Raw genomic sequence first — 23,768 nt, 5'->3', positions numbered from 1 at the left:
GTTTCTTTTTACAGAAACCTCGTTTTCCCTTTTTAGAAAAAGGAAAGTGTGCTACAATGAAGCGACTAAATTGTAGAAGGAAAGGGATTCGTGTGCGAATTTTAGCAATAGATACATCTAACCAAACATTGAGTATTGCTGTGTGTGAAAATCAAAAAATTCTGGGAAGTTATACAGCAACGGTTAAAAGAAATCATAGCTTAACATTAATGCCGGCAATTGACTATTTGATGAGCCAATTGAACTTGGCGCCAACGGCAATTGATCGTTTTGTCGTAGCAGAAGGACCTGGATCATACACTGGCTTACGTTTAGGCGTGACGACTGCCAAAACATTGGCCTATACTTTAAAGAAAGAGCTAGTAGGCATTTCCAGTCTACAAACGTTAGCTGCCAATTGTGTTGGACAAACCGGTTTAATTGTGCCTCTTTTTGATGCACGTCGTAAAAACGTCTATGCTGGTGCTTATCGGTTTGTCAATGGCGTGTGGCAAAATGAGTTACCGGACCAACATATTTCCCTGCGGGAGTTATTAGAACAACTAAAAAATGAACCAAATCTTTTTTTTGTTGGTGAAGATGTTGAAAAATTCACTGAAGAAATAGCTCAAATCATTCCTCATGGAGAAATTTGTGATGTCCCGCAATGGCAAATTCCTAATGCTGCAGTTTTGGCTGCGTTAGGTAGTGTGGCTGAACCTGTTGAAAATGTTCATGGGTTCTTACCTGCGTATTTGAAAAAAGTAGAAGCGGAAGAAAATTGGTTGAAGACACACACGCCTAATGGAGAAAGCTATGTGGAAAAACTTTAATTTTGTGACAAAATACTTTACAAAAAGACGGCAACGGTATATAACTAAAACCATTGCAATGAACCAGCAAGAATTTCAATTGCGTGAAATCACCTACCAAGATATTAAGGATTTACTAGCAATTGAACGTGAAGTTTATGCTGGGGAACTTCCTTGGACGATGTCTGCTTTCATGGCAGAACTTGGCTCAAAAGCGCCGCATCTCTATTTGTTAGCGGCAATTAACGGAAAAACAGTTGGCTTTATTGGTTGTCGGATTCAAGGAACGGATGCACACATTACGAATGTCGCTGTCCATACAGCATACCAAGGCTTAGGTTTAGGTCGTTCTTTAATAGAAGAAACGCGAATTTTTGCCAAGAAAAATCGTTGTGAAACCTTATCGCTAGAAGTACGAATGAGTAATGTTAAAGCCCAACGTTTGTATCGAAAAATTGGCTTTGCCTCACAAACGGTGAAAAAAGGCTATTATGACGAAAATAATGAAGACGCACTAGAAATGATAATTGATTTAAAAGAAGAGTGAAGAAAAAATGTTAGTAACAAAAAAAGAAATATCTGTAGCAAATATTGGTGAAGAATTATGGCGTTTTAGTAATTCTTCTTATACAACTGGCTCCCCTTGGACAGAAACACAATTCGCGGAAGATTTTGCTCAGGAAAATAGCGAATATCTTTTTTTAGTTGAAAATGGCCAGTGGTTAGGCTATATTGCCTATCATTTTATTTTAGATGAAGCAGAAATTAGTCACGTTGTTGTGAATGGTCAGAAACAACACCAAGGAATTGGTTGTCAATTAATGAAAGCTTTTAAAGAATATGTTAAAAGTCGTGACATTACACAAATTTTCTTAGAGGTCAGAGAATCGAATACACTAGCTCAAAAACTTTATGAGAAAACAGGTTTTCGGAAAGTAGCTGTTCGAAAAAATTATTATAAAGAACCTCAAGAAAATGCCTTTGTAATGTGTGCGAAATTAAGGAAGGAAGCCCAATGACAATTTTTACAAAAGAACGTAAATTATTATTAGCTGTGGAAAGTAGCTGTGATGAAACAAGTGTGGCTGTCATTGAAGATGGCGACAAAATTCTTTCCAATATCGTAGCTTCGCAAATTAAGAGCCATCAACGTTTTGGTGGAGTCGTTCCGGAAGTTGCGAGCCGTCATCATGTTGAACAAGTGACGATCTGTATTGAAGAAGCATTAACAGAAGCAAAAGTCACACCAGAAGAGCTTAGTGGCGTCGCTGTGACCTATGGGCCTGGGTTAGTCGGTGCTTTATTAATAGGACTTTCTGCAGCAAAAGCATTTGCTTGGGCGCACCAATTACCACTTATTCCAGTCAATCATATGGCTGGACACATTTATGCTGCCCGTTTTGTGGCACCGCTCGAATTTCCATTGATGGCCTTACTCGTTAGTGGAGGACATACGGAATTGGTCTACATGAAAGAAGATGGCTCTTTCGAAATTGTTGGTGAAACACGTGATGATGCAGCTGGTGAAGCGTATGATAAAGTCGGACGGGTGTTAGGGTTGCCTTATCCTAGTGGCAAAGAGATTGATGCTTTGGCCCATGAAGGCACAGATACCTATCAGTTTCCACGGGCGATGCTAAAAGAGGATAACTATGACTTTAGTTTTAGTGGCTTAAAAAGTGCGTTTATTAACACGGTTCATAATGCAGAGCAACGTGGTGAAGCACTGTCTACAAAGGATTTAGCCGCAAGTTTTCAGGCTAGTGTGGTAGAAGTATTAGTGACTAAAACCATTCGTGCTTGTCAAGAATATCCTGTTAAGCAATTGCTAATCGCTGGGGGCGTTGCTGCGAATCAAGGATTACGAGAAGCAATGAGACATGCAATCAGTGAACAATTACCAGAAGTGACATTACTTATTCCGCCATTAAAACTTTGCGGGGATAACGCGGCGATGATTGGCGCTGCCGCCTTTATCGAAGCTGAAAAGAATCATTTTGCTTCGTATAACTTAAATGCAGAACCTGGCGTTAGTTTTATGACAATTAGTGAAGAAGGCTAGCCAGCTAGACAAAAATTTGCTATAATGAAGCCAGTTTAACAATGACATTCGATGATAAAGAGAGTACTTATTTCAACGTCAGCTTAGCGATCTTGGGAAGGTGGGAGCCAAGAGTGATCGGAATGAGGAAGCGCACTTTTAGAATTCTGCTGAAAGCAGACGGCAATCACCGTTATCGATGAAGCAGGTCTATCCAAGTAGTATAGACAATTAGAGTGGTACCGCGGGTAAATTCTCGTCTCTGACAAAACAAATTATTTTGTTTTGTCAGAGACGTTTTTGTTTTTTATACTTACAAATTAATCAGGAGGGTTCTTATGAACAACAAAGAAATCGTAGCAAAAGCGTTACATGATGTTTTAAATGAAGAATTAACGATGGATCAAATCGAACAATTATTGGAAAATCCTAAATCTGTTGATCATGGAGATGTGGCTTTTCCAGCCTTTTCATTAGCTAAAATTTATCGTAAAGCACCACAACAGATTGCAGCAGAATTAGCAGAAAAAATTGATGGCACAAATTTTGAAAAAATTGAAGTGGTGGGACCTTATTTAAACTTCTTCATGAATAAAGAAGCAGTCAGTCAAGCTGTTATTGGCGCAGTAGTCAAAGAAAAAAACAACTACGGAAACAGTACCTTTGGCAATAATGGCAATGTTCCTATTGATATGTCTTCACCAAACATTGCTAAACCAATTTCTATGGGGCACTTACGTTCTACGGTAATCGGGAATTCAATTGCCTTTATTTTAGAAAAAATTGGGTATCAGCCAATTCGGATTAACCACTTAGGTGACTGGGGTACACAGTTTGGTAAGTTAATTGTAGCTTATAAAAAATGGGGTTCTGAAGAAGCAGTCCGCCAACAACCAATTAATGAATTATTGCGCTTATATGTGCAATTTCATGAAGAAGCAGAAGAAAAACCAGAATTAGAAGACGAAGCACGTGCATGGTTTAAAAAATTAGAAGAAGGAGACCAAGAAGCTAATGAATTATGGAAATGGTTCCGTAGCGAGTCTCTAAAAGAATTTGATAAAATCTATTCCATGTTAGAAGTTGAATTTGATTCTTATAATGGCGAAGCCTTTTATAATGATAAAATGGATGAAATTGTTACTTTATTAGAAGAAAAACATTTATTAACAGAAAATCAAGGTGCAGAAATTGTTGATTTGACAGAATATAATTTAAATCCAGCACTTATTCGTAAATCAGATGGTGCGACGTTATATATCACACGGGATTTAGCTGCTGCGCTTTACCGTAAACGGACGTATGATTTTGCCAAATCACTTTATGTAGTCGGCAACGAACAAAGCAATCACTTCAAACAATTAAAAGCAGTCTTGAAAGAACTAGGATTTGAATGGTCAGATGATATGGAACACATTCCGTTTGGTTTAATTACTCAAGGCGGTAAAAAATTATCCACACGTAAAGGGAAAATCGTTTTATTAGAAGAAGTATTGAATGAAGCTGTTACTTTAGCAGGAAATCAAATTAACGAGAAAAACCCAGACTTAGCAAATCGTGAAGAAGTGGCGAAACAAGTAGGTGTAGGTGCAGTTATTTTCCATGACCTTAAAAATGATCGTCTAAATAATTTCGATTTTGTATTAGATGAAGTTGTTCGTTTTGAAGGCGAAACTGGGCCATATGTTCAATATACACATGCTCGTGCGATGAGTATTTTACGTAAAGCAAACTTTACACCAGACGCTACACAACGTTATGCACTAAATGACAAGGATAGCTGGGAAGTCGTGAAGTTGTTACAAAAATTCCCTGAAACTGTGATGCAAGCTGCTGAAAAATATGAACCATCTGTTATTGCGAAACATAGCATTCATTTAGCACAAGCGTTCAATAAATATTATGCCCATGTTCGGATTTTGGATGAAGATGCTCAAAAAGAGGCACGCTTAGCGTTAGTTTATGCAGTTGCTACTGTTTTAAAAGAAGATTTACGTTTACTAGGGTTACATGCACCAGAAGAAATGTAGAAGTTTTTGTGAAAATTTTACTGCGTTGAACGCTAAACTTATTAAGCAAATATTAAAGTTAAGTTACAGATTGAGAAATTCATAGTAATTAAATAGCTGGGGTGCTATACTCGAGTCAAGTTATAAAAGGATTAGAAAAGGTGGCACCCAATTATATGACAGAAAAATGGCGTGAAGACGAAGAATATCTTTCTTATGTAGAAGATTTATTAGCAACCGAAGAAGTCCAAAAATTAGCAGAATACACACAACATATGCATTCAACTCGTTTAGAACATTCAATTAGTGTTTCCTATCATAGCTATAAATTAGCAAAGCGTTGGAACGGCAATGCTCGTGCAACAGCTCGTGCTGGTTTATTACATGATTTGTTTTACTATGATTGGCGCACAACAAAGTTTGACGAAGGCTCTCATGCCTATGTTCATCCACGAATTGCAGCCAAAAATGCTGAAAAAATTACAGAGTTGTCTGATTTAGAACGAGACATTATTATTAAACATATGTGGGGCGCAACTATTGCACCACCAAAATACAAAGAAAGTTACATTGTAACCTTTGTTGACAAATATTGTGCTGTAAAAGAAGCAGCGTTGCCGATGACGACAGCCATGAAAACCAAATGGCGTCAGTATTTTGGCCAACAGTCAATCTAATAAAAAGCTTATCCTTACGGATAAGCTTTTTTTGTTTGACGTTGACTAAAAAGTCTAGCATTCATCTATTTAAAATAAATATTAAAAGTAATTTTGTTCTGTTAATTTCTTTTGAGCGTATCGAAAGACTGCTTCTTGATTTTCAGTTGTTAACTGTTTGTAAATGTTCATAATATTGGTTGGGACAACAAATGACGTTTCTTCCGTTTCAGGAATACCTAAGATTTCAAGAGGTGATACATCTAAAATTTTAGATAAGGCGACAATTTTATCCCTCCCCATATTTTCAATCATTCCAGTTTCCCATTTCCTGACGGTACTTTTTCCAACACCAACAAAATTTCCAACTTGTTCTAATGTAAGATTTTTCTCCATCCTTTTTTGCTTCAAAAAATTTTCTTTCAAAAAAACCACCTCCGTAAAAACATTCTAGCACAAAAAGTGTCGCAAAAGAAACATGTTTTACTCTATACATAGAGTGATAAATAACTATTGAATAGGCATATATTGACGGTTTTTTCACAAAATGATATACTTCCAGTGTCTAATAAGACACTAAAAGGGGTGAAAAGGGGGAGTAAAATGGAATCAAATTTAATTCATTCAAAATTGAAATTAAAAGGGAAAAATGTTGAATGGTTAGCAAGTGAAATGACCGCTGCAGGTCAACCAATCTCAGCTTCAACAATTTATAAGAAATTAAAAGGAGAGGTTGTATTTAAAGCTTCAGATATTAAATTGATTTCTAAGTTGTTAGATCTGGAAAGCGAAGAAATCATGGTTATTTTTTTTAATGAGTTAGTGTCTAAAAAGACACGTGAAGATTGTTAAAAGTAATGAGTTATTCTTCTATTGCACTTTCCAGAGTTGCGTGGTATTATTTTTAATAGTTTAATAGCAACATGGTGATGGTGTTCACCACGAACTATTTATTGGACGAATAAATTAATGACGCCTACCAAACGGGAGAAGTGTACCCTTTGGTAGGCTTTTTCTGTACGCTAGGATTGGCGATAAGAAAATTGTAAAGGAGCATGTAAAGTGAAAAAAGAAACAAAGCAACTACTATCAATTGGCGGGTATATGGCAAAATGGTTGCTCATTACCGCAATTATTGGTTTATTTATGGGGGCGTTATCCGCCTTTTTCTTAAAGAGTCTCACCTATGTAACAGATGTTCGCTTAGCAAATCCTTGGTTACTCTTTATCCTCCCCATTAGCGGTGTCGTTTTTACGTATTTCTATACGCGTTTTGGGAAAAATGCTAGCCGAGGAAATAACTTAGTGATTGAACAAGGCAATGGCGGGGAAGAAGATATTCCCTTGCGCTTAATTCCTTTAACGTTGTTTGGCACGATCACTACGCACTTATTTGGTGGTTCTGTTGGTCGTGAAGGGACGGCGGTGCAAATGGGGGGCGCAATCGCAAATGCTGTAGGAAAAGTCTTTAAACTGTCCGCTTTGGAACGACAAGTAATTATTATTAGCGGAATTAGTGCAGGTTTTAGTTCTGTTTTTGGCACACCATTAGCGGGAACGGTTTTCGGATTAGAAGTTTTGGCGATTGGAAAAGTTCGTGCAGAGGCACTTTTCCCAAGTTTTTTTGCAGGCTTATTTGCTAATTTTGTAACTGAAAGTTTTGGTGTAACACATACGTATTATCCGATGGGCAAAATTCCGACTTGGTCGGTTGATCTATTCGTAAAATTATTTTTGGCATCGATTTGTTTTGGCTTGGCAGGTTGGGTTTTTAGTCGTTCCATTGTCTTTTTAAAAAAGACCTACGCAAATTGGTTTGCTAATGTCTACCTTCGTGCGTTTCTTGGGGCGTCCATTGTCGTTCTGTTTGTGGTCGTCTTAAACAACCAGCGTTATTTAGGCTTGAGTTTACCTTTACTAGAAGATGCTTTTGCAGGCAATGCGCAGCCTTTTGATTTTGTTGGGAAATTATTCTTTACGGTGTTATCCCTGGGTGCTGGGTTCCAAGGAGGGGAAGTAACGCCATTGTTTGAAATTGGGGCTACGTTAGGTAGTTCTTTGGCCCCTTTGTTACATCTGTCAATTCCTTTTTTAGCAGGTTTAGGATTTATTGGTGTTTTTTCTGGCGCCACGAATACGCCGATTGCTTGCTTCATTATGGGCATTGAACTATTTGGTAGTGAAGCGGCGGTCTATTTTTTCATGGTTTGCTTAATCAGTTTTATGTGTTCTGGAAATAGCGGTATTTATGCTTCACAACAAAGTTTGTATCGCAAAGGAACAGCAGAATATCCTCTCTTTAATGCATTAAAAAATCGACGTAAATAAGATGTTTTTTTATGAAAATATGCTAAACTAGAGAAGATGAGGTGAAGACATGAAAGACTATCAATATCCATTAGATTTAGATTGGACGACGGAGGAAATGGTGATTGTCACTAATATGTGGACAGCAGTTGAGCAAGCCAACGAAACAGGCTTGCCTGTTGACAAATTTTTAACAACTTATCAACAATTTAAAACGGTCGTTAAAAGTATCGGCGAAGAAAAACGCTTAGGTCGTGAATTTGAAAATGCTTCAGGATATTCGTTATATCGTACGCTTCAACAAGCTAAAAAACAGGGAAGCGGTAAATTAAAGCTGGGGGATGATTAGATGACTGAAACGCAAAAATTTGTTCAAACAATTCAAAGTTGGCTTTTTGAAGCAGCCGATGTGATTAGAATGAACTTGGAATCAGAGTTAACCGTTCAACAGAAAAATGGCCGCACTGATTTAGTGACAAATATGGATGAACAAACCCAAGAATTTTTAATGAATAAAATTCAAACAAATTTTCCCGAAGATCAAATTTTAGGGGAAGAAAAAGGCTACAATACTTTAAAAAGTTTTGCTGGTCGCGTGTGGATCATCGATCCGATTGATGGCACAATGAATTTTGTGATGGAAAGAGAAAATTTTTGTATTATGTTAGCTGTTTATGAAGACGGCATTGGTAAATTAGGTTTTATCTATGATGTGATGCGAGAAGAACTTTATTGGGGTGGCAAAGGGCTTGGCGTTTATCGGAATAATCAATTATTAAAAGCACCTACTATGAAAGCCTTGGCAGATGGATTATGGGGCATGAATGCTTACATGCATGGAAAAAATATTCATCACGCAACGGAAATCGGACAAGCAAGCATGGGCGTGCGTATTAGCGGTTGTGCAGGTTTGGAAATTATTGCTATGTTAAAAGGCAACCATCATGGCTATTTATCTAATCTAAGTCCTTGGGATTATGCAGCAGGCTTAGTACTTTTGGAAGAATTTGGATTTAAATACTCTGGTATTACAGGAAAACCATTAACTTTTGCGGGTCGTGAATACTTTATTGCAGCAACTCCTGAAACCTATGATGAAGTATTTACCCAGTATTTAAATGAATCGGAATAATCAAAGAAGAGCGTTGCTGAAAGGTAAGGCTCTTCCTCTTTTAAAAGAGAAAAATTTGTAAAAAAATGTCCTTGTTTTCAGAAAAAGCCGAATAATTTCTAAAACTTTCATTATTTTTGCAGGCGAAAGCCTTTTTTTAATGAAAAAAGTTTGCTATAATAAGCAGTCGGCTTTTATGGACTTAAGTAACATAAGCGTATATAGATAAGGAGCAATTAAATTGAAATACAGAGATGATATTCGTAACGTGGCAATTATCGCCCACGTTGACCATGGTAAAACAACCTTAGTAGATGAACTTTTAAAACAATCTGACACTTTAGATGGACACACACAATTACAAGAACGTGCAATGGATTCCAATGCACTTGAAAGTGAACGTGGAATTACTATCTTAGCAAAAAATACAGCCGTAGATTATAACGGTACACGTATCAACATTCTAGATACACCAGGACACGCGGACTTCGGTGGTGAAGTAGAACGTATCATGAAAATGGTAGACGGTGTTGTTTTAGTTGTCGATGCGTATGAAGGAACAATGCCTCAAACACGTTTCGTATTGAAAAAAGCATTAGAACAAAAAGTAACACCAATCGTGGTTGTTAACAAAATTGACAAACCTTCTGCTCGTCCTGAACACGTAGTAGATGAAGTTTTAGAGTTATTCATCGAATTAGGCGCAGACGACGATCAATTAGATTTCCCAGTTGTTTATGCTTCTGCTTTAAACGGAACTTCAAGTGAATCAGATGATCCAGCAGATCAAGAGCCAACAATGGCCCCAATTTTTGATAAAATTATTGAACATGTGCCAGCTCCAGTTGATAATTCAGACGAACCACTTCAATTCCAAGTCTCATTACTAGACTACAACGATTACGTTGGACGTATTGGGATTGGCCGTGTGTTCCGTGGCACAATGAAAGTCGGCGACCAAGTTGCGTTGATGAAATTAGATGGCAGCGTGAAAAATTTCCGTGTAACGAAAATTTTAGGTTTCTTTGGCCTACAACGTGTGGAAATTGATGAAGCAAAAGCGGGCGATTTAATTGCCGTTTCTGGAATGGAAGACATTTTCGTTGGGGAAACAGTTGTAGATGTTCACAATCAAGAAGCATTACCAATTCTACACATTGATGAGCCAACCTTACAAATGACTTTCTTAGTTAACAATTCTCCATTTGCGGGACGTGAAGGAAAATACATCACCGCTCGTAAAATCGAAGAACGTTTAATGGCTGAATTACAAACAGACGTATCTTTACGTGTTGATCCAATTGGCCCAGATTCTTGGACTGTATCAGGCCGTGGCGAATTGCATTTATCAATTTTAATTGAAAACATGCGTCGTGAAGGCTATGAATTACAAGTTTCTCGTCCAGAAGTTATTGAGCGTGAAATTGACGGGGTTAAATGTGAACCATTTGAACGTGTTCAAATTGACACACCTGAAGAATACATGGGTAGCGTGATTGAATCACTAAGTTTACGTAAAGGCGAAATGCAAGATATGATTAATGCCGGTAACGGACAAATGCGTTTAATCTTCTTAGCACCAGCTCGTGGCTTAATTGGTTATTCAACAGAATTCTTATCAATGACTCGTGGTTATGGTATTATGAACCACACCTTCGATCAATACTTACCAATGATTCAAGGAACGATTGGCGGCCGTCATCAAGGTGCGCTAGTTTCAATCGATACTGGTAAAGCAACGACTTACTCAATCATGAGTATTGAAGAACGTGGTACAGTTTTCGTTGAACCAACGACAGAAGTTTACGAAGGAATGATTGTTGGGGAAAACAACCGCGACAACGATTTAACTGTGAACATCACAAAAGCTAAACAAATGACTAACGTTCGTTCGGCAACGAAAGACCAAACATCAGTCATCAAAAAACCGAAAAAATTAACGTTAGAAGAATCATTAGAATTCTTGAATGAAGATGAATACTGTGAAGTAACACCAGAAAGCATCCGTTTAAGAAAACAAATTCTTAACAAAAATGAACGCGAAAAAGCAAGCAAGAAAAAGAAAAAAGCTGAATAATTTTTCGACAAATAAACATTTAAACCAACTATGCTCGTTTTACTACGAAAATAGTTGGTTTTTTTTATGAAAAAAACGGATTAATGCGTATTTTTAAGATAAGGATATTTTTTATGTGTGGATAACTACTCGTTATCCACAACAAGCAAATGTCGTTATTTTTGAAAGCTTTTGATAGCAAGCTTTCACAATTTTTCATTCTTTTTGATGTTTCACGTTAACTGGTGTTTCACGATTGTGTCTTGTTTTAACACACCTTGTTCCTGTTAGATTAGCGTGTTAAAATGACTTGTAGAACAAAGATTGGAGCGCAATAAATGAGTGCATTACAAGAATTATTAAAAGATACATTTGGCTATGATGATTTTCGGCCAGGACAAGAAACGATTATTCGTCATGTATTGCGACAAGAAAATGTCTTAGGCATTATGCCAACAGGTGGAGGCAAATCGATTTGTTATCAGTTGCCAGCCTTACTTCTGGATAATTTAACATTGGTGATTTCACCATTAATTTCTTTAATGAAAGATCAAGTAGATGCCCTGAATTTAATGGGGATTCCAGCTACATATATCAATAGTACCATTTCCTATCAAGAAATGAATCATCGTATTCAATTAGCGGTTAACAAAGAAGTCAAGCTATTGTATGTTGCGCCAGAGCGATTAGAATCTTATGATTTTCAACAGATGCTGACACATGTACCGATTGATTTATTGGCAGTAGATGAGGCACACTGTATTTCACAATGGGGGCATGATTTTCGTCCAAGCTATTTGCGTTTAGCAGAGATTATAGATCAATTTCAACAGCAACCAACTGTGATTGCACTAACAGCTACAGCAACGCCACAAGTAGCGGAGGATATTGTCAAGCAATTAAGAATTCCATCAGAAAATGAAATCAAAACAGGATTCGCTCGAGAAAATTTATCTTTTCAAGTCGTGAAGGATCAAAACAGAGACGTTTTTCTTTTGGAATATTTAAAGATGAATACTGGGCAATCAGGTATTATCTATGCAAGCACGCGGAAGGAAGTTGAACGAATTTATCATTTATTAGAAAGTAAAAAAATTGCAGCTGGGATGTATCATGGGGGCATGAGTGAACAGCTACGTAGTGAAAATCAAGAAGCGTTCTTGTATGATCAAGTGCAAGTGATGGTAGCAACAAATGCCTTTGGTATGGGGATTAATAAGAGTAATGTTCGTTTTGTCATTCACGCACAAGTACCAGGGAATATTGAATCTTATTACCAAGAAGCCGGCCGAGCTGGTCGTGATGGTCTGCCTAGTGATGCTGTGTTAATGTTTACTCCACAAGACTTGCAAATTCAACAATACTTTATTGAACAATCTGAAATGACCATTGATTATAAGCAGAAAGAGTACTTGAAATTACGGGAAATGTCACAATATGCGAATGCACAAATGTGTTTACAAAAATATATTTTACGCTATTTTGGTGAAGAAGGGACGGACTGCGGTCGCTGCTCGAATTGTCTGGATAATCGAGAATTAGTCGATATTACGGTCGATGCCCAAAAAGTCTTGTCTTGTGTAAAACGTATGGGAGAACGTTTCGGTAAGGGCTTAGTTGGTAAAGTCTTGACTGGCTCAAAAGATCAAAAAATTGATCAATGGCATTTTGATCGTTTGCCAACATACGGACTAATGAAAGGTCGCACGCAAAAAGAAGTCACACAGCTGATTGATTATTTGACAGCAGAACGTTATTTAATTCCTTCTGATGGGCAATTTCCGTTGTTATCAGTCTCGACAGAAGGTGTTCAGGTGCTTTTAGGGGAACGGAAAGTCTTCCGAAAAGAAGACCAAAAAGTTCGAAAAGTAGCAGTGGATGATGCCTTGTTTGAACGATTACGCGAATTACGTATGGACATGGCTCAAGAGGCAGGCGTGCCGCCATATGTAGTCTTTTCCGATAGTACACTTAAAGAAATGTGTGAAAAATTACCGCAAACAACGATTCAATTATTGCAAATAAAAGGGGTCGGCCAAAATAAATTAGATAAATATGGCACCGCCTTTTTAGAAGTAATTAAAGAATATCAAGAGACAAAAAAATGATATAGTTTGTTATTTTATTTAAAATTAAAAGCAGAAAATAAGAAAAAAGTCTTTTAATGTATTTGTTGTTGTATTGATAAAATAAGCTTGTTATATAAAGAGATTTCTTACTTAATATATCGCTTGGTTTTAGAAAATTTCTTAAAGGAAATTTTCTGAAATCATCATGTATCTAACTGAGAATTATGTTATAATTATTTAATTAAGATAGGGAGGTTCTGTACAAATGGACGAAGGAATTTCAAAGAAATTTGCCATTCAATTATTAGAAGACGATGCAGAACGCATTAAAATGCTTATTCGTAATCAAAAAAACAGTTTGTGCATTTCTCAATGTAAAGCATTTGAAGAAGTGGTGGATACACAAATGTATGGTTTTTCAAGACAAGTGACCTATGCGACCCGTTTGGGGATTTTAACTAATGATGAAGGACATCGCTTACTAAGTGATTTAGAACGCGAATTGAATCAATTATATACAGATGTTTATGAAGAAACACAAGAAAAAAACGAGATTGGCAAGGAGGGTTAAGCTTTGCCAAACAAAGTAAAGAAACGGCATTTGCTAGACTATAGTATTTTTATTCCATATTTAATTTTAAGTATCGTGGGATTGATTATGGTATATAGTTCCACATCCGCATTACAAGTAATGAAAGGTTTTTCACCTACGTCATTCGTTATTAACCAGGTTGCCTTTTGGGTAGTAGGGTTAGTTGCAATGTTTTTTATTTATAAGATGAAAACATCCGTTTTTCAGAATCGAAGTTTTATCATGTTTGCCATTGCAGTAATTACGGTTATGGTTTTAGCCGTTCGGATTCCTGGTATCGGGAAAGAAATTAACGGCGCACGTGGTTGGATTGAGATTGGTGGATTTTCGATGCAACCAGCTGAGTATTTAAAAATCATGGTTGTCTGGTATTTGTCTTATATTTTAGCACGGCGACAAAAGACAATTAATGGAGGCATGGATCAATTTAAACAAGCTGCCGGGCGCCCGTTGATGCTCGTTTTTGTATTAATTGCTCTAGTTGCAATCCAGCCTGACTTCGGGAATGCGGCCATTCTAACATTAATTACCATCGTGATGGTTTTAGCAAGTGGGATTAATTATATGTATACCTACTTGGTCGGTGGCTTGGGCATTTTAGGTAGTATCACGGCTATTCAGTTATTAATTATGTCGAAAGGAAAAATTTTCCCAGCACGTTATCAATATATTTATAATCGTTTTGCTGTTTTTAAAAATCCATTTTTAGATGAACGGAACTTAGGCCATCAGTTAGCTAATTCTTATTATGCAATCAGTAATGGCGGCTGGTTTGGCAAAGGTCTAGGGAATAGTGTTCAGAAAAAAGGCTTTTTACCAGAAGCACATACGGACTTTATCTTTGCGATTACTTTAGAAGAGTTAGGCATTATCGGCGGTCTAGCGATTTTAGGATTGTTGATGTTTATGATTGCGCGAATTATTTTAGTCGGTGTACGCTCGAAGAAACCTTTTAATTCACTAATGTGTATTGGAATTGGTACAATGTTATTAATTCAAGTCTTTATTAATGTTGGTGGGATTACTGGGATTATTCCATTAACAGGAATTACTTTCCCGTTCTTGAGTCAAGGTGGGAATAGTTTGCTGATTATTTCGATTGCTGTGGCCTTTGTCCTGAATATCAGTGCAGATGAAACACGTCAGAAATTAGAGAATGAGTACTATTTATCTTTAGAACAGAACCAATAAATTTGAAGGAAATTGATGGTAGGAGTGACGTTATGAAAAAGGTATTAGTTGCCAATCGTGGCGAAATTGCGATTCGAATTTTTAGAGCTTGTACAGAATTAGATATCCGTACAGTAGCGATTTATGCTGCAGAAGATGAGTATTCTGTTCATCGTTTCAAAGCAGATGAAGCGTATTTAGTTGGTAAAGGGAAAAAACCAATTGAAGCCTATTTAGACATTGAAAACATTATCCAAATTGCCAAAAAATCGGGAGCAGATGCCATTCATCCTGGTTATGGCTTTTTATCTGAAAACTTACGCTTCGCCGAACGTTGTGAAGAAGAAGGAATCATTTTTGTTGGACCTAAAACACATCATTTAGATATTTTTGGCGATAAAATTAAAGCAAAAGAAGCAGCTGTAGCTGCGGGGATTGCTTCGATTCCAGGTTCAGATGGGCCAGTAGCAACGGTGGAAGAGGTCGTAGCTTTTGGTGAAACGCATGGCTTTCCTATCATGATTAAAGCTGCTTTAGGTGGCGGCGGTCGCGGGATGCGCGTTGCCCACGATGCCAAGGAAGCACGAGAAGGTTACGAAAGAGCCAAAAGCGAAGCGAAAGCAGCCTTTGGTTCTGACGAGGTTTATGTTGAAAAGTATATTTCTAATCCTAAACATATCGAAGTACAAATTTTAGGCGATCATCATGGGAATGTCTTGCATTTATTTGAACGTGATTGTTCCGTTCAACGGCGCCACCAAAAAGTGGTAGAAGTCGCACCATGTGTATCAATGAATGAAGAACAACGAGCAGCCATTTGTTCGGCTGCTGTGCAGTTAATGGCGCATGTCGGCTACGTGAATGCGGGAACGGTTGAGTTTTTAGTAGAAGGGGATCAGTTTTATTTTATTGAAGTGAATCCTCGTGTTCAGGTAGAACATACTATCACAGAAATGATTACAGATATTGATATTGTAATCTCTCAATTACAAATTGCACAAGGGCTTGATTTGCATAAAGATATGCATTTGCCAAAACAAAACGAATTGACATTAAAAGGCGCGGCTATTCAATGTCGGATTACGACTGAAGATCCCCTGAACCAATTTATGCCAGATACAGGGAAAATTGATACGTATCGTTCACCAGGTGGGTTTGGTGTGCGTTTAGATGTAGGGAATGCTTATTCTGGCTACGCTGTGACGCCCTATTTTGATTCTTTATTGGTTAAAGTCTGTACGCATGGTTTCTCTTTTGAACAGGCAATCAGTAAAATGCAACGCTGCTTAAAAGAATTTCGGATTCGTGGCGTGAAAACAAATATTCCGTTTTTACAAAATGTTGTGAGCTATCCAGCGTTTCAATCTGGCGAAGCCAAAACAACCTTTATTGATAATACACCTGAATTATTTGAATTTCCTCGTATGCGCGATCGTGGCAATAAAACGATGAAATACATTGGAGAAGTAACGGTCAATGGGTTCCCTGGCATTGAACGAACGGAGAAAAAATATTTTGAAGCCCCGCGCGTGCCGACAGATATTGAAGTTCCAGAAAAAGTGATCACAGCTAAAAATATTCTAGACGCTCAAGGAGCAACCGCCGTCATCGATTGGGTTAAGAATCAAGAAAGTGTGTTAATGACAGATACCACGTTCCGTGATGCGCACCAAAGTTTATTAGCTACTCGTGTGAGAACACAAGATTTTAAAGCAATTGCTGGTCTAACTGATGCAGCCCTGCCTGAGCTGTTTTCTAGTGAAATGTGGGGTGGCGCTACGTTCGATGTTGCCTATCGTTTCTTAACCGAAGACCCATGGCAACGTTTAAGAAAAATTCGTCAGTTGATGCCAAATACACTTTTACAAATGCTGTTCAGAGGATCTAATGCGGTAGGCTATCAAAATTACCCTGATAATGTTATTGAAGAATTTATTAAAGAATCCGCTCGCCAAGGAGTCGATGTTTTTCGAATCTTTGATAGCTTAAACTGGATTCCTCAAATGGAAAAAAGTATTCAAGTCGTTCGGGATACCGGAAAAATTGCGGAAGCAGCAATTTGTTATACTGGGGACATCAATGATCCAGCCCGAGCAAAATATAATGTTCAATATTACCTTGATATGGCTAAAGAATTGGAAAGTTTAGGTGCACAAATCATTGCGATTAAAGATATGGCTGGCTTATTGAAACCACAAGCTGCTTATCGTTTAATTAGTGAATTAAAGGCAGCCACGGATTTACCAATTCATCTCCACACCCACGATACTAGTGGCAATGGGATCATCACATATTCAGCAGCTACTAAAGCGGGCGTTGACATTGTTGACGTCGCAATGAGTGCGATGAGTGGTGCAACTAGCCAGCCAAGTATGAACAGTCTATATTATGCTTTAGTCAATGGTGAACGGACGCCAACTATTAACATTGATAATGCACAGAAAATCAATCATTATTGGGAAGATGTGCGCATGTATTATCAACCATTTGAAAATGGGTTAAATGCCCCGCAAACAGAAGTCTATATGCATGAAATGCCTGGTGGTCAATACTCTAATCTACAGCAGCAAGCAAAAGCGGTAGGCTTAGGGCACCGTTGGGATGAAATCAAAAAAATGTATCACACAGTGAATTTGATGTTTGGCGATATTGTAAAAGTGACGCCATCTTCAAAAGTCGTGGGAGACATGGCACTCTTCATGGTTCAAAATCATCTGACAGAACAAGATGTTTATGCGCGTGGTGAAGAACTAAGTTTTCCTGAATCCGTTGTGACTTTTTTCCAAGGTGATTTAGGTCAACCAGTTGGTGGGTTCCCGAAAGAGCTGCAACGAATTATTCTAAAAGGTCGACCAGCCTTCACAGAGCGGCCAGGTGACTTAGCAGCACCTGTTGATTTTGCGAAAGTACAAGAAGAATTAGCCGAAAAAATTGGGTATCAACCTAAATTGGAAGAAGTTTTAAGTTATTTAATGTATCCACAAGTATTTTTAGAGTATCGTCAAAAATACGAAACCTTTGGAGATATAACCTTATTAGATACGCCAACATTCTTTAATGGTATTCGTCAAGGAGAGACATTGGAAGTTCAAATTGAACGAGGAAAAACGTTAATTATTCGTTTAGATGAAATTGGCGAACCTGATATTGACGGAAACCGTATCTTGTTCTTCAATTTGAATGGGCAACGTCGTGAGGTTTTAGTTAAAGATGCCTCCATTAAGTCTGCTGTTCAAGTAAAACAAAAGGCGGAACCAACTAATAAAGAACAAATCGGCGCAACGATGTCTGGTTCTGTTCTACAAGTATTGGTCAAACGTGGCGATAAAGTAGAAAAAGGTCAGCCGTTGCTGATTACAGAAGCCATGAAAATGGAAACGACTATCGAAGCACGTTTTGCGGGCACGGTAGATCACATTTATGTTGAAAAAGGCGAAGCAATCAGCTCAGGTGATTTGTTATTAGAAGTAAAAGAAAAATAAGATGAGAGGGGAAAAAATGAAGCGATTTTGGGCCTTTACTGCTGTTTTTTTAACAGTTCTACTCATCGGATATTTAGAGCCAGTTTTTTTCCCTGCTGAAAAACCAACCGAAACAGCTCAAAGTGGGCGCTTATCCAGCGCTCACACCGCTGTTCCTCATGAAGAATTGCCAGCTTCTGGCTACGCAGCATACATAGGGAAAGATGTGGAAACCTTTATCCGCCAGTTTGGCAATCCTAAAGAAAAAATTAAAACAGGTCGTACGTATGAATTATGGACGTTCGGTTTGACGATGAATGATTACTTAGAAGTCAACGTTCGAGAAAATAAAGTCATCGCAATTAAGGCCTTTAACAATGACAAAATGATAGAACCGTTTAAGATAGATATGAAGCTTGCTGACTTGTCTGATTTAATGACGATTTATTCGAATTTTGCATTTAATTTTCATCATGAAGCTTACGATGTCGAGCTGATGGAAGAAGATATGAACTATCGACCACTGGTTGCTTTTGATAATGGCAGTTTTGCAGTGTTATTTTTTAATCAGCGGACAGGCGGTTTAATGGCAGTTAATTATGTCAATAAAGAAACGTTGCTCACGGAAATGCCGTATCAATTAAATGAAGGTTCTCCTTTGCCAGTTGATATAACGCAGTCAATGACCTTCGATCCTGTTCAAAGTAACCAAGCGATTTATGTCATGAATCTGGTTAAACAGCAAGAAAATCAAGCTGCTTTTTCAGTCTCTACACAAAGTCAAAAAGATGCCCAAACATTGTATCAAACGATGGCTAACCATACACCAACAATTTTGTCGGCAAATCGACAAGCAGAATTGTTACAAACGAGAGAGGAACATACAGCCATTCATCCCTTTCATTTGACTAAGGACGAATTTTCTTTATTAGTTAAAACGAGCAAACTTTCGTTGAGAGAACCAGCAGGTATTTTCCAAGAACCTGTTTATGATAGTACCTTTACTATTTTGTCATGGTTTTCGGACCCGCAATATGATAGCTATTTTGCTGAGTCAGAAACGACAGAATTGGGCGTTGCCTTTTCCAATGAAGGTGTGTTAGTCTTATTAGAGAAACGACCAGAAAATAGGCAAATCACGGAGAGTAGTGAAAAGTTATGATTGTGACAGAACATTTATTTGCAATTGAAGATCAAACAGAATGCTTAATTTCAGCACTTTTAGAAAGTGATGCTGTTCAAAACTATAAAGAAACAAAAAAAGCTATGTATGCTTCGGCGGAAGTTGCTCAGTTACAAAAAGCATTTTTAGAAGCTAAGTCAGCCTTTGAACGAGTAGAAGCTTATGGAATTCATGCACCCGATTTTCGGGAGAAACAACGAGCCCTACGTAAAGCGAAGCGGGCGCTTGATTTAAATGAAATCGTTGCAAATTATCGTTTTGCTGAGACAAACGTTCAAACGTTGCTAGATACAATTGGTTTAAAGATTGCGCAACTAATTTCTGAAGATATTAAAGTAGATGCTGGAAATCCTTTCTTTGAACGAGGAAAGAAACATTCAGGTTGTGGAGGAAGCTGCCATGCAAGCTAAAGAAGAAAAAGAATTTACGCTTCAAGAGCGTCGTTGCCTAATTGTTTGGGTATACACATTAAAACCGTTAAAACAGTTACGCCGATATGGACTGATTCACTATGTTTCACGAAAAATGAAATATGTGGTGATTTACATGAATGAAGAAAATATTGAAAGTAACATGGAAAAAATTAATCAGTTACATTTTGTTCGTAGTGTCGATAAATCGTATCGACCAGATGTCGAAATGAATTTTGCTGAAAAAATTGGTACCAAAGCGGCTTATCAAGAACAAGAAGACGATGGCTATGTAGTAGAGGAATTATCTACAGAGATTCGCTTAGCAGAGAATGTCTAATGCAAAAGAGTGAGAAATGTTATGAGAAATTTCAAACATTTTTCACTCTTTTTGTTATAATGAATTATAAAAGAATGATTGATAAAGGAGTCGAAACAATGCGTGTTATTTCTGGAGAATATGGTGGCCGGCGCTTGAAAGCGTTAGATGGCGACAATACTAGGCCCACAACAGATAAAGTAAAAGAATCTATTTTTAATATGATTGGTCCATATTTCGATGGTGGAATGGCGCTGGATTTATATTCAGGAAGTGGCGGGTTAGCGATTGAAGCCGTTTCTCGTGGAATGGACAAAAGTATTTGTATTGAAAAGAATTTTGCTGCACTAAAAGTAATTAAAGAAAATATTGCGATTACAAAAGAACCAGAAAAATTTGAAGTTAGAAAAATGGATGCTAATCGTGCCTTAGAACAGTTTTATGAAGAGAAGCTACAATTTGATTTGGTCTTATTGGATCCGCCCTATGCCAAACAAGAAATTGTTTCACAATTAGAAAAGATGTTAGAACGGCAGTTATTAACAAACGAAGCCGTTATCGTTTGTGAAACAGATAAAACTGTCAAATTACCGGAAACGATTGGTACACTAGAAAAAATAAGAGAAACCGTTTACGGAATCACTCAAGTAACGATTTATCGTCAGGAGGCGTAAGATGCGTAAAATTGCTCTATTTCCCGGAAGTTTTGATCCGATGACAAATGGTCATTTAAATTTGATTGAACGCAGTGCGAAGTTATTTGACGAAGTCATCATTGGCGTTTTTATAAATACAAGTAAGCAAACATTATTTACGCCAGAAGAGAAAAAATATTTAATTGAAGAAGCAACTAAAGAAATGCCAAATGTGCGTGTTATCATGCAAGAAACCCAGTTAACTGTGGAAAGTGCAAAATCATTAGGGGCTAATTTTTTGATTCGTGGCATTAGAAACGTCAAAGACTACGAGTACGAGAAAGACATTGCTAAAATGAATCAACATCTGGCGCCAGAAATTGAAACGGTTTTTCTATTAGCAGAAGAACCATATGCACATGTAAGTTCCAGTTTACTAAAAGAAGTTTTACGTTTTGGGGGCGATGTGTCTGACTATCTTCCTCCCAATATTTATCATGCGTTAAAACAAAAGAAGAATGACTGGAGCTAAAATAATGAATAAAAAAACAGAAAAATTTTCGTTTAAATCACTCATTCCAATGGTATTGGCATTGCTGCTAATTGGTTTGTTTATCGTCCCAATTCCTTATTATATTGAAGGACCAGGAACGACAGAAAATTTAAAAGAGTTTGTAACTGTTGATGGAAAAAAAGATACGCAGTCAGGTGCTTTTTATTTAACAACGGTGGGCATTCGTTCGGCCACTATTTTTTCTGCCATAAAAGCAAACTTTTCGGATTTTCAAGAAGTCATGTCAAAAAAAGAATTAATGGGAGATAGTAGTAATAGCGAATATAATCGAATTCAACAATACTATATGGATTCCTCAAAAAACGCCGCAATTGAGCAAGCCTTAAAATTAGCGAAGGTTCCATATGAGATGAAATTTAAAGGCGTCTATGTGTTAGCGATGGAAGACAACTCAAGTTTTAAAGGAAAAATTGAAGTTGGCGATACCGTGACAGGCGTGGATGGCAAATCTTTTAAAAGCAGTGAAGAATTAATGAATTACATTAAAGCACAAAAAGTGAATCAAAAAGTCACTGTTCAATTTATTCAAGATGGCAAAGCAAAAGAAGCGACCGGCAAATTAATTGAATTGCCAACAGATAAAAAAGCGGGGATTGGTATTGGTTTGACCGATCATACAGAAATTGATTCTTCTATCCCAGTATCTATTGAAGCGGGTGATATTGGTGGGCCATCGGCTGGGTTAATGTTTACTTTGCAGACCTATGAACAATTAAGTCATAAAGATTTACGTAAAGGTCATGAAATTGCTGGAACAGGTACGATGAACAGTCAAGGAATCGTTGGTAGAATCGGTGGTATTGACAAAAAAGTTGTAACAGCCAGTGAGAACGGTGCAGAAATTTTCTTTGCACCCGATGATGAAATAACTTCAGAAATGAAAAAAGTTGAGCCGAAAATCAAATCGAATTATCAAGAAGCACAAGAAGCTGCGAAAAAAATTGGGACAAAAATGAAAATTGTCCCAGTAAAAACGGTTCAAGATGCCTTGAACTATCTAGAAAAATTAAAATAAAAGTACGCCTGGGCCAAAAATTACTAGTGATTTTTGGTCCAGGCGCATTTTTTTGTTAAAAAATGCGTAATTATATTTTGAAGGGAGGACAAACGATGGATTGGTTGAAACAGTTACCCAAAAAGTGGCTATTGCTAGGTAGTGGTGCGTCTATAGTTATTTTGATAACTCTATTAGTGGGAATTTATTTGATGGTTAATAAGGAGCCACAAGTAGACACCACAATGTGGGAGGAGACAAGTTTGACCACTACGGCAGAGGTCGCCACAGATGCTACAAAAGAAAGGGCAGAAACAATGATCTATGTTGATATTAAAGGCGCAGTGAAAGTACCAGGAATCTATCAACTAAAAACTCAGCAGCGGATTTGGGATGCTTTAGCTTTAGCTGGAGGCGTGAGCGAGGAAGCTGATACTGCCCAGGTCAATTACGCGCAAAAAGTAAAAGATCAAATGATTATTTACGTGCCCAAAAAAGGAGAAGCAATGGCACAGTCATTAGAAACGCTGCAGGAATCAGCACCTGCTCAGCAAAATCAGGAGGAAAAAATCAACCTTAATACGGCAACAGAAGCAGAGCTACAAACGATTTCAGGAATCGGTGCGAAAAAAGCACAAGAGATTATTCGCTTTCGTGACGAACAAGGACCGTTTAAAACCGTCGAGGAACTGAAAAATGTTCCAGGTATTGGAGAGAAAACAGTAGAACGTTTAAAAGACATGTTGACAGTGACTGGCTAACTTTTAACAGAAAATTCCTGAGAATTCTTGACTATGGGATGCGGATAACATACTATTTGTAATAAGATTAAATGATTTGGCAAATCGAACACAGGAGTCATTAAAAATAAAGGAGGTTTATTATGGAACGAATTCCATGGGACCAATATTTTATGGGACAAAGCGTCTTATTATCATTAAGAAGTACTTGCACACGGTTAACTGTCGGAGCAACCATTGTTCGCGACAAACGAATTATTGCAGGAGGTTACAATGGTTCAGTCAGTGGCGGAACGCATTGTATTGATGAAGGATGCTATGTTGTTGATAATCATTGCGTTCGGACAATCCACGCAGAAATGAATGCAATTTTACAATGTGCGAAGTTTGGCGTCCCTACAGAAGGGGCAGAAATTTATGTGACACATTTCCCTTGCCTGCAATGTACAAAGATGATTTTACAAGCAGGGATTAAAAAGATTTATTATTTAAAGGATTACCGTAATGATGCGTACGCCCTAAATTTAATTGAACAAGTAGGAGCCACGGTTGAAAAAGTGACTTTAGTACCAAAATATTTTGCCGAATTACAATGGGGAGAAGAATTTGCCACACTTGAGGACAATCCTTCCTCAGCTGAGGAATAATTG

The 23,768-nt window shown here is 37.6% G+C and carries 24 protein-coding genes and 1 riboswitch; of the genes, 23 read left to right on the top strand and 1 reads right to left on the bottom strand.

The annotated features are described in order from the left end of the window. Positions 1 to 92: 92 nt before the first annotated feature. The 6 genes from tsaB to AB1I62_RS11250 all read left to right on the top strand — a co-directional run bounded on the left by tsaB (position 93) and on the right by AB1I62_RS11250 (position 5,518). Positions 93 to 812 carry a tRNA (adenosine(37)-N6)-threonylcarbamoyltransferase complex dimerization subunit type 1 TsaB gene (gene tsaB / locus AB1I62_RS11275; RefSeq protein WP_002356660.1) on the top strand — a complete coding sequence of 240 codons (720 nt, stop codon included), beginning with the start codon at positions 93 to 95 and terminating at the stop codon, positions 810 to 812. Next, positions 784 to 1,338 carry a ribosomal protein S18-alanine N-acetyltransferase gene (gene rimI / locus AB1I62_RS11270; RefSeq protein WP_002384199.1) on the top strand — a complete coding sequence of 185 codons (555 nt, stop codon included), beginning with the start codon at positions 784 to 786 and terminating at the stop codon, positions 1,336 to 1,338. Before tsaB ends, rimI (AB1I62_RS11270) begins: the two co-directional genes overlap by 29 nt. Positions 1,339 to 1,345: 7 nt before the next feature. Continuing rightward, a complete protein-coding gene (rimI, locus tag AB1I62_RS11265) occupies positions 1,346 to 1,810 on the top strand; it encodes a ribosomal protein S18-alanine N-acetyltransferase (RefSeq protein ID WP_002359702.1) in 465 nt (154 codons plus the stop codon). Further along, positions 1,807 to 2,853, top strand: coding sequence for a tRNA (adenosine(37)-N6)-threonylcarbamoyltransferase complex transferase subunit TsaD (tsaD, locus tag AB1I62_RS11260; RefSeq protein WP_002388334.1), 1,047 nt, complete (start codon positions 1,807 to 1,809; stop codon positions 2,851 to 2,853). Before rimI (AB1I62_RS11265) ends, tsaD begins: the two co-directional genes overlap by 4 nt. Before the next feature lie 317 nt (positions 2,854 to 3,170). Then, a complete protein-coding gene (gene argS / locus AB1I62_RS11255) occupies positions 3,171 to 4,862 on the top strand; it encodes an arginine--tRNA ligase (RefSeq protein WP_002359703.1) in 1,692 nt (563 codons plus the stop codon). Positions 4,863 to 5,017: 155 nt separating this feature from the next. Beyond that, the gene (locus AB1I62_RS11250; RefSeq protein WP_002356666.1) at positions 5,018 to 5,518 is read left to right on the top strand and encodes an HD domain-containing protein; all 501 of its coding nucleotides are present in this window, start codon (positions 5,018 to 5,020) and stop codon (positions 5,516 to 5,518) included. Positions 5,519 to 5,599: 81 nt separating this feature from the next. Here AB1I62_RS11250 and AB1I62_RS11245 read toward each other — a convergent pair whose 3' ends face one another. After that, positions 5,600 to 5,932 (bottom strand): helix-turn-helix transcriptional regulator, encoded by a 333-nt coding sequence (locus AB1I62_RS11245; protein WP_002362641.1) that lies wholly within the window; start codon positions 5,930 to 5,932, stop codon positions 5,600 to 5,602. Between the two features lie 93 nt (positions 5,933 to 6,025). Between AB1I62_RS11245 and AB1I62_RS11240 the strand changes: the two genes are divergently transcribed. The 17 genes from AB1I62_RS11240 (at position 6,026) to AB1I62_RS11160 (ending at position 23,765) form a co-directional block, all read left to right on the top strand. Further along, positions 6,026 to 6,349: a hypothetical protein gene (locus tag AB1I62_RS11240; protein WP_161971835.1), complete on the top strand. Its 324-nt coding sequence runs from the start codon at positions 6,026 to 6,028 to the stop codon at positions 6,347 to 6,349. A gap of 64 nt (positions 6,350 to 6,413) precedes the next feature. Continuing rightward, positions 6,414 to 6,483, top strand: a riboswitch (Fluoride riboswitch). A gap of 76 nt (positions 6,484 to 6,559) precedes the next feature. After that, positions 6,560 to 7,825, top strand: coding sequence for a voltage-gated chloride channel family protein (locus AB1I62_RS11235; RefSeq protein ID WP_109538012.1), 1,266 nt, complete (start codon positions 6,560 to 6,562; stop codon positions 7,823 to 7,825). Between the two features lie 49 nt (positions 7,826 to 7,874). Then, a complete protein-coding gene (locus AB1I62_RS11230) occupies positions 7,875 to 8,153 on the top strand; it encodes a UPF0223 family protein (RefSeq protein ID WP_002356679.1) in 279 nt (92 codons plus the stop codon). After that, complete coding sequence (locus tag AB1I62_RS11225) at positions 8,154 to 8,936, top strand: inositol monophosphatase family protein (protein ID WP_010712689.1); 783 nt, start codon at positions 8,154 to 8,156, stop codon at positions 8,934 to 8,936. Between the two features lie 220 nt (positions 8,937 to 9,156). After that, complete coding sequence (gene typA, locus AB1I62_RS11220) at positions 9,157 to 10,992, top strand: translational GTPase TypA (protein WP_002356682.1); 1,836 nt, start codon at positions 9,157 to 9,159, stop codon at positions 10,990 to 10,992. A gap of 317 nt (positions 10,993 to 11,309) precedes the next feature. Further along, a complete protein-coding gene (gene recQ / locus AB1I62_RS11215) occupies positions 11,310 to 13,079 on the top strand; it encodes a DNA helicase RecQ (protein WP_109538011.1) in 1,770 nt (589 codons plus the stop codon). 226 nt (positions 13,080 to 13,305) lie between these two features. Beyond that, the gene (locus AB1I62_RS11210) at positions 13,306 to 13,611 is read left to right on the top strand and encodes a YlaN family protein (protein ID WP_002356684.1); all 306 of its coding nucleotides are present in this window, start codon (positions 13,306 to 13,308) and stop codon (positions 13,609 to 13,611) included. Between the two features lie 3 nt (positions 13,612 to 13,614). Further along, complete coding sequence (locus AB1I62_RS11205) at positions 13,615 to 14,823, top strand: FtsW/RodA/SpoVE family cell cycle protein (RefSeq protein ID WP_002356686.1); 1,209 nt, start codon at positions 13,615 to 13,617, stop codon at positions 14,821 to 14,823. Positions 14,824 to 14,855: 32 nt separating this feature from the next. Next, positions 14,856 to 18,284 carry a pyruvate carboxylase gene (locus AB1I62_RS11200; RefSeq protein WP_109538010.1) on the top strand — a complete coding sequence of 1,143 codons (3,429 nt, stop codon included), beginning with the start codon at positions 14,856 to 14,858 and terminating at the stop codon, positions 18,282 to 18,284. Positions 18,285 to 18,300: 16 nt separating this feature from the next. After that, positions 18,301 to 19,425 (top strand): CAP-associated domain-containing protein, encoded by a 1,125-nt coding sequence (locus AB1I62_RS11195; RefSeq protein ID WP_002379682.1) that lies wholly within the window; start codon positions 18,301 to 18,303, stop codon positions 19,423 to 19,425. Further along, entirely contained in the window at positions 19,422 to 19,856 is a 435-nt protein-coding gene (locus AB1I62_RS11190) for a YlbF family regulator (RefSeq protein ID WP_002356689.1), read from the top strand. The genes AB1I62_RS11195 and AB1I62_RS11190 overlap by 4 nt, the downstream gene beginning before the upstream one ends. Continuing rightward, positions 19,846 to 20,196, top strand: coding sequence for a YlbG family protein (locus AB1I62_RS11185; protein ID WP_002359714.1), 351 nt, complete (start codon positions 19,846 to 19,848; stop codon positions 20,194 to 20,196). Before AB1I62_RS11190 ends, AB1I62_RS11185 begins: the two co-directional genes overlap by 11 nt. Positions 20,197 to 20,270: 74 nt before the next feature. Beyond that, positions 20,271 to 20,849: a 16S rRNA (guanine(966)-N(2))-methyltransferase RsmD gene (rsmD, locus tag AB1I62_RS11180; protein ID WP_324185972.1), complete on the top strand. Its 579-nt coding sequence runs from the start codon at positions 20,271 to 20,273 to the stop codon at positions 20,847 to 20,849. Position 20,850: 1 nt separating this feature from the next. Beyond that, positions 20,851 to 21,342, top strand: coding sequence for a pantetheine-phosphate adenylyltransferase (gene coaD, locus AB1I62_RS11175; RefSeq protein WP_002356693.1), 492 nt, complete (start codon positions 20,851 to 20,853; stop codon positions 21,340 to 21,342). Next, positions 21,329 to 22,399, top strand: coding sequence for a SepM family pheromone-processing serine protease (locus tag AB1I62_RS11170; RefSeq protein WP_002382735.1), 1,071 nt, complete (start codon positions 21,329 to 21,331; stop codon positions 22,397 to 22,399). Before coaD ends, AB1I62_RS11170 begins: the two co-directional genes overlap by 14 nt. 62 nt (positions 22,400 to 22,461) lie before the next feature. Further along, positions 22,462 to 23,139 (top strand): helix-hairpin-helix domain-containing protein, encoded by a 678-nt coding sequence (locus tag AB1I62_RS11165; protein WP_033594480.1) that lies wholly within the window; start codon positions 22,462 to 22,464, stop codon positions 23,137 to 23,139. Positions 23,140 to 23,261: 122 nt separating this feature from the next. After that, complete coding sequence (locus AB1I62_RS11160) at positions 23,262 to 23,765, top strand: ComE operon protein 2 (protein WP_002356697.1); 504 nt, start codon at positions 23,262 to 23,264, stop codon at positions 23,763 to 23,765. Positions 23,766 to 23,768 lie beyond the last annotated feature (3 nt).

Source organism: Enterococcus sp. AN402, from assembly GCF_040719405.1.
GTDB lineage: Bacteria > Bacillota > Bacilli > Lactobacillales > Enterococcaceae > Enterococcus > Enterococcus faecalis.
Note: the sequence above shows the minus strand (reverse complement) of the source record. Positions and strands in the feature narration are given on the sequence as shown.

What these genes read in the sequence shown, in the direction of transcription:
- rsmD (WP_324185972.1), top strand. Translation starts at nt 20,271, where the DNA reads ATGATTGATAAAGGAGTCGAAACAATGCGTGTTATTTCTGGAGAATAT.
- AB1I62_RS11230 (WP_002356679.1), top strand. Translation starts at nt 7,875, where the DNA reads ATGAAAGACTATCAATATCCATTAGATTTAGATTGGACGACGGAGGAA.
- recQ (WP_109538011.1), top strand. Translation starts at nt 11,310, where the DNA reads ATGAGTGCATTACAAGAATTATTAAAAGATACATTTGGCTATGATGAT.
- AB1I62_RS11190 (WP_002356689.1), top strand. Translation starts at nt 19,422, where the DNA reads ATGATTGTGACAGAACATTTATTTGCAATTGAAGATCAAACAGAATGC.
- rimI (WP_002359702.1), top strand. Translation starts at nt 1,346, where the DNA reads ATGTTAGTAACAAAAAAAGAAATATCTGTAGCAAATATTGGTGAAGAA.
- AB1I62_RS11225 (WP_010712689.1), top strand. Translation starts at nt 8,154, where the DNA reads ATGACTGAAACGCAAAAATTTGTTCAAACAATTCAAAGTTGGCTTTTT.
- AB1I62_RS11195 (WP_002379682.1), top strand. Translation starts at nt 18,301, where the DNA reads ATGAAGCGATTTTGGGCCTTTACTGCTGTTTTTTTAACAGTTCTACTC.
- AB1I62_RS11200 (WP_109538010.1), top strand. Translation starts at nt 14,856, where the DNA reads ATGAAAAAGGTATTAGTTGCCAATCGTGGCGAAATTGCGATTCGAATT.
- AB1I62_RS11250 (WP_002356666.1), top strand. Translation starts at nt 5,018, where the DNA reads ATGACAGAAAAATGGCGTGAAGACGAAGAATATCTTTCTTATGTAGAA.
- AB1I62_RS11165 (WP_033594480.1), top strand. Translation starts at nt 22,462, where the DNA reads ATGCGTAATTATATTTTGAAGGGAGGACAAACGATGGATTGGTTGAAA.
- rimI (WP_002384199.1), top strand. Translation starts at nt 784, where the DNA reads ATGGAGAAAGCTATGTGGAAAAACTTTAATTTTGTGACAAAATACTTT.
- AB1I62_RS11160 (WP_002356697.1), top strand. Translation starts at nt 23,262, where the DNA reads ATGGAACGAATTCCATGGGACCAATATTTTATGGGACAAAGCGTCTTA.
- AB1I62_RS11170 (WP_002382735.1), top strand. Translation starts at nt 21,329, where the DNA reads ATGACTGGAGCTAAAATAATGAATAAAAAAACAGAAAAATTTTCGTTT.
- coaD (WP_002356693.1), top strand. Translation starts at nt 20,851, where the DNA reads ATGCGTAAAATTGCTCTATTTCCCGGAAGTTTTGATCCGATGACAAAT.
- argS (WP_002359703.1), top strand. Translation starts at nt 3,171, where the DNA reads ATGAACAACAAAGAAATCGTAGCAAAAGCGTTACATGATGTTTTAAAT.
- AB1I62_RS11185 (WP_002359714.1), top strand. Translation starts at nt 19,846, where the DNA reads ATGCAAGCTAAAGAAGAAAAAGAATTTACGCTTCAAGAGCGTCGTTGC.
- AB1I62_RS11210 (WP_002356684.1), top strand. Translation starts at nt 13,306, where the DNA reads ATGGACGAAGGAATTTCAAAGAAATTTGCCATTCAATTATTAGAAGAC.
- tsaD (WP_002388334.1), top strand. Translation starts at nt 1,807, where the DNA reads ATGACAATTTTTACAAAAGAACGTAAATTATTATTAGCTGTGGAAAGT.